The sequence below is a fragment of the Cyanobium sp. BA20m-p-22 genome (assembly GCF_024346275.1).
Taxonomy (GTDB): Bacteria; Cyanobacteriota; Cyanobacteriia; order PCC-6307; family Cyanobiaceae; genus Cyanobium_A.
In genome coordinates, this window is record NZ_JAGQCQ010000263.1 from 1 (window position 1) to 5389 (window position 5389).

The window sequence follows — 5389 nt, forward strand, 5'->3', positions numbered from 1 at the left end:
GCTTTTTAGTTTTGAGCTTGTCAACCCTCTGCTGCTCGTCCCAGAAGCCTCTTTGGCCCATACTAGGGATGCAATTAACTATCCAAATTATAAGCTATTGCCGCCTCATCGCAAGGGCTGATCGTATTTTTCGAGGTGCCCTTAATTTAATTAAAAAATAACGATGTAATGGCCAGGGGTTGTTCAGAAGACGCATGCGCGTCGACTACTCGGATACCTGCTGATTTGCAATTGTTACCAGTTTACTCTTAATTTCCAGTCTTGCCCCCAAAATTTCTGAACTTGGCGGGACATAGTGTCGCAAAAGCACCTGTGACAACGCTATCGGTACCACCTGCCATGCGCATCGGCTGCCCGTCGACGTAACTAGGTTGTGCCCCTAGGGGAAGCCATGTCATATACCCGTATTCATCAAGCTCCCAGAATTTGTACGCACTGCGCTCGTCCGAATACCTGACTTTAATCTGACTGCAGTTGGCATAGACTTTAACGCTCGGCATGGCGGCCATTTGACGGACTTGACTTATGCAGCGTGAGGTAGGACTGTTTAAGCCCCTTGGCTCGTCATAGTAACAGCGAAACCCAGGATAAGCGGTTGTATCTTTTAAGACCATGAAAGCGTCGGGTGTGTCGCGATTTGCTACGGCAAAAATGGGTGTGCCACCTCCAATTCTGCCTCCAGAAAGCCATCCAATGCTCCCGTCATTTCGATTGCACATGTATTTGTGGAACTCATCTTTCTTTCTGAGGTTGGGATCGCAGTCCCCGAGATTAGCTGGGCTTGCCAGAGCAGACGTGGGGACAAGTAGCGACGCGATCAAGACATGAGTAAACAGCTTCATTTTATCGAAATTGGTACTTAAGACTATTTTGACACATTATAGCGGCAGGTGCTCAAAAGAGAGCTGCCTTAAGGTGTAATTAGGGGGATGGAGCTCTTCCGAAAGCTCGACAAGATCGTGAGCCGTCTCAACAGAGCACCAAGCCATCCGTCTCAGCAGACGTGATTGAACAGTCAGTTCTCAACTCCGAAGAGGAGTTGTGGCAGCCACTTTCTGCATATAACGCCCCCACAACTCCGCCACTAGAGCACCGCTGGCGGAATCGGCGGGCTTGTTGTCGTCGTTGCCCATCCAGATCGCCGTGAGCAGATCCATCGACGGTGAATAGCCAATGAACACCACATCAACGCCATTGTTGGTGGTGCCGGTTTTGCCGCGGCCCTCGGCAACCACGCTGGCGGCACGACCCGTGCCGCGCTGCACCACGGCAGCCAGCAAGCTATCCATGCTGGCATTGACCTCCGGGGTGATCAGCTGCCGAGGTTGCTCACCGATCGGCACCGTGACGCTGCCGGCTGGGCAGGTGCTGAGGCTGCGGATCGATGGACACATGCCCAGATCCACGATCCGCTTCACACCAAAGAGGGGCACGGAGCGGCCGCCATTGGCCACCACCGCATAGGCCCGGGCCAGTTGATAGAGATAGGTTTCGCGGCCGCCCAGCATGGTGTTGGCATCGGCATCCATTGGTGTGGTGATGCCCAGCTGCCGAGCCCGCTTCACCACCTGGGGAAAACCAGCACGCTCGCCAAGCCGCAGCGCTACCACGTTTTCCGACAAGGCAAAACCATCAATCACGCTGGCGGTGCCGCCTGGCGAACCAGCACCGTGACTGCATCCGGCCACATAGCCGAAGGGCGCACAGGAAATCAGATCTTCCGGCTTCACACCAGCCTCCAATGCCGCCAGGAAGGGAAACAGCTTGAAGGTGGAGCCCGGCTGACGCTCGGCTTGCACCCGATCAAAACTGGAACGGTCGTAATCACCGCCACCTACGTAGGCCAGGATCTCACCGGTGCTGGGCTTGACGCTGATCAGTGCTCCCTGACTTAGGCCTGCAGCTGCAGCCGGGCCATCGAGGAATCGGCGCAGCTGCTCCTGGGCCAGCAGCTGCAACTGGGGATCAATGGTGCTTTCCACGTAGTAATTGCCACCTGAATCCTCATCGAGGTTTAGGCCGAAGCGCCGGCCCTCCAGCTCCCCCATCACGTAATCACTGAAGTAGGGGTAGGCCTCGATCGCACTCTCCCGACATGCAGAGGCGTCGATATTTAACGGCTTGCGCTTCGCATCCTGCAGGGCCTGATCGGCCTGGGGGCCAACACCCAGAAATCCCTGGTCATGCATCAGACCAAGCACCAGATTGCGGCGCTGGGTGGGCAGCCACTCGCCCTCGCGCACCGCAGCAATGCGCTGCTGGTCGCGCTCGCTCAGCTTGCCGTTGGCGCGCTTGCGCAGGCTCTCCTCCAGAGCTTCCGCTTCCTCCCAGTGCTGCGGCGCCAAACAGGGGCTGTAGCCATTTGGGCTGGGCAGCAAGCCCACCAGAAAAGCCGACTGCGACAGATCCAGCTGACTGGCCGAACGCCGGAAGTAAAGCTGGGCGGCCTGTTCGAAGCCATCGGACCCCAGCCCCAGATGGGCGCGGTCGAGATACATCTTCAGGATCCGGTTCTTGCTGTAGCCCACCTCCAATTGCAGGGCCACCCACAGCTCCCGCAGCTTGCGAGTGAGGCTGTAATCGCGGCCCACATCGGCGTAATACAGCCGAGCCACCTGCTGGGTGAGGCCACTGCCGCCACCGCTGCGCAGCAGTGCCGAGCGCAGCGTGCCAAAAAGATCCAGGCCGCTGTTCCAGCCGAAGCGCGACTCTTCTGAGGCGATCAGCGCCTGACGCAGATGCAGCGGATAATTACCCAGCGAGGGCCACGCCGTGGCTGAACCCTGCTTGGCATCCACCTGGCTGCCATCACTGGCGAAGATCTTCACCGGACCGGCGATGGATCGGATCTTGGATCCGCCCGCCACTGTGGCGGCTCCGAGCATGGCGCTCACCAACAGCGCGGAGCTCACCAGGCTGGCAATCCCCACCCAGTGCACTGTCAGCTCAAGTGCACTGCGGGGATGGAAATAGCGCAGCACCGGCGCATTCCCCTTAAGGGGCGACCCTAACCAGATGGCATCGCCGTCTTTCAGCTGGATAGCGCGGATGCGGCGGTCACGGTGGAACAGGCCGTTGGCGGAGTTGAAATCCTCGAGGGTGTAATCGCGGTTACTGGACCTGGCGCGCTCGAGAATGGCGTGCACCCGGCTGACGCCCGCCACCTCCACGGGCAACTCGCAATCGGGATCCCGGCCGAGGCGGATGCGCTCCCGCTCCAGCACCAGGCGGCTGATGCACTGATCCCCCTGCCACAGCTCCGCTACGGCCTCTCGGCGGCGCAGCTGGTGCCAGGCCTCGCGCAGTGCCTGGCGGCGGCCGACGCCTGCGGTGCCGAACAGGGCCTGCACCAGCTGGAGCCAGGATTGGCGGCGGGCGCCAGGAGAATCAGCCTCCTGGCCACCTGTGGGCTGGTCCGTCTCCACCGCTGCACATCTTGGTGCACATAGGCTACGGGCAGCACACTGCAGTGCCTTTGGCGCGTCAGCACGACCCCTGGGAGCCCTTTCGCCTGTGGCTTGCCCTCACCGTGGCGGTTTACGCGGTGCGGGCCATCTGGGCAGCCCAGTGGCCCGGGGCCATTCCGGGCTGGGTTCTGCTCAGCATGGTGCTGGTGAGCCTGGCGCTGGCGGCACTGGCCCTGCTATTTCCCGGCCGGGTGGTGCCTTACCGCGAGGGTGACGGCGGCTGGTGGAACGAGCTGCGGAACGACTGGCGCCTGTGGTGGCAACGGCGGCGGCAGGGGCGATGAGCGGTGCCACGGCGCAGCTGCACCTGCGGGACACGCCAACCAAACGGGTGACCCTCCAGCCCAGCCTGCAGCTGACCATTGGCCAGGCCGGCAACAACCGGTTGACTCTGGTCAGCCTGGAAGGAGTGTCGCCCCATCACGCGGTGGTGCGCTTCAACGCCAGCCACGGCTGGATGGTGTGCGACTGGCAGAGCAGTGACGGAACCTACCTCGAGGGTGAGCGGGTCAGGCGCTGTCGACCCCTTAGCGATGGCGATGAGATACGCCTGGGGCTGCGAGGGCCAGTGTTGGTATTCAGCCTCACAACCTGTGCAGCGCCGGAACCGGCCTCCCCAAGGAGGGCGCCTACCGGCGCCACATCCGAAGGGGGCTCCGCCGGGGCAAGCGAAGCCCGATCCTCCGGCGGATCAGGGCGGCGGCCCAGCCCGCCCAAGAGCATCGACATCGACGGCACCACGGTTCCTCTAAACCAGATCCGCTCGGCGGTGGTGCTCAGCGAGCCCCTCTTTCCCCACATCTTCAGCTGGTGGCTGCTCACCAGCTTGGGCGGCCTGCTGCTGCTGCCCTTCCCGCTCCTGTTCTGGCCCCTGGAGTTGGCGGCCCTGGCCGGCTGGATCCTGCTGGGCTCCCGCAAGAGCCACACCCTCCTGGTGGTGCTGCACGACGGGCGGGCCCAGCGGCGACAATTCGCCAACCGGGTGACCGCTCTGGCCCATCGCAACGGCATTCGCAAAGCCATCGGCCAGAGTCTCCAGCAACCCTGAACACTCCGTGACCTGGATCCTGCCGGAAGGCGCCTGGCTGCAGTTCGAAGGTCTGAGCAGCCCTGTCCAGGTGCTGTGCGGGTTGGGGGGTGGCACTCAAGGGCAGGTCTATGAAGTGGCGGTGGGTGGCGATCGCCTGGCTCTGAAGTGGTACCTGCCCCGCTGCCTCGAGCAGGACCCCCACCTGGAGCAGCGCCTGCTGGAGAGCATCCGCGCTACGGCGCCCAGCCGGGCCTTTCTCTGGCCAATCGCGCTGCTGCGCCCCACCTCGGCGAGCCTCCCGCTGATCCGCACCAACCCCGCCGGCTTCGGCTACCTAATGGAGCTGCGACCGGCGACGTTCGTGGGGGCCGTGGAGCACTACAGCGGCCGGCTGGCCATCAACCTCGGCCATGCGGTGCGCGCCGGCTTCTTCCTTGCCGAAGCGTTCCATGGCCTGCACAGCAAGGGCCTCTGTTACAAGGACATCTCCCTTGGCAACCTGTTCCTCGAGGCCGCCAGCGGCCGCATCCTGATCTGCGACAACGACAACGTGGATGTGGATGGGCGCGACCTGGGCAGCGTGCTCGGCACCCCGGGGTTCATGGCGCCGGAGATCCTGATGCGGCGCGACCGCCCAGGGGCCAACAGCGACCTGTTCTCACTGGCGGTGCTGCTATTCATGTTGCTCACCCGCCACCATCCCCTGCGGGGCCAGATGGAACTGGCGATCCACTGCCTAGATGAGCCAGCCCGGCGCAAGCTCTACGGCGAGGATCCTGTCTTCATCTTCGATCCACAGGACCCGCGCAACCAGCCGGATCCCCAGGAGCAGGGCGCGGCGCTGGTGACCTGGCCGCTTTATCCCGCCCCGCTGCAGGAGCTGTTCCTGCAG

General features: G+C 62.5%; 4 protein-coding genes. 3 read left to right on the forward strand and 1 reads right to left on the reverse strand.

All coding sequences use genetic code 11. The features are described from left to right. Window positions 1–1022: 1022 nt before the first annotated feature. Window positions 1023–3425 (reverse strand): transglycosylase domain-containing protein, encoded by a 2403-nt coding sequence (locus KBZ15_RS17625; protein WP_255016530.1) that lies wholly within the window; start codon window positions 3423–3425, stop codon window positions 1023–1025. A 14-nt stretch (window positions 3426–3439) separates the two neighbouring features. Between KBZ15_RS17625 and KBZ15_RS17630 the strand changes: the two genes are divergently transcribed. The 3 genes from KBZ15_RS17630 to KBZ15_RS17640 all read left to right on the forward strand — a co-directional run. Beyond that, complete coding sequence (locus tag KBZ15_RS17630) at window positions 3440–3751, forward strand: hypothetical protein (protein WP_255016533.1); 312 nt, start codon at window positions 3440–3442, stop codon at window positions 3749–3751. Next, on the forward strand, window positions 3748–4515 hold the full coding sequence (locus KBZ15_RS17635) for an FHA domain-containing protein (protein ID WP_255016531.1): 768 nt from the start codon (window positions 3748–3750) through the stop codon (window positions 4513–4515). The genes KBZ15_RS17630 and KBZ15_RS17635 overlap by 4 nt, the downstream gene beginning before the upstream one ends. Window positions 4516–4522: 7 nt before the next feature. Then, window positions 4523–5389 (forward strand): protein kinase domain-containing protein (locus KBZ15_RS17640; RefSeq protein WP_255016532.1); only part of this gene is annotated, 867 nt, incomplete at its 3' end.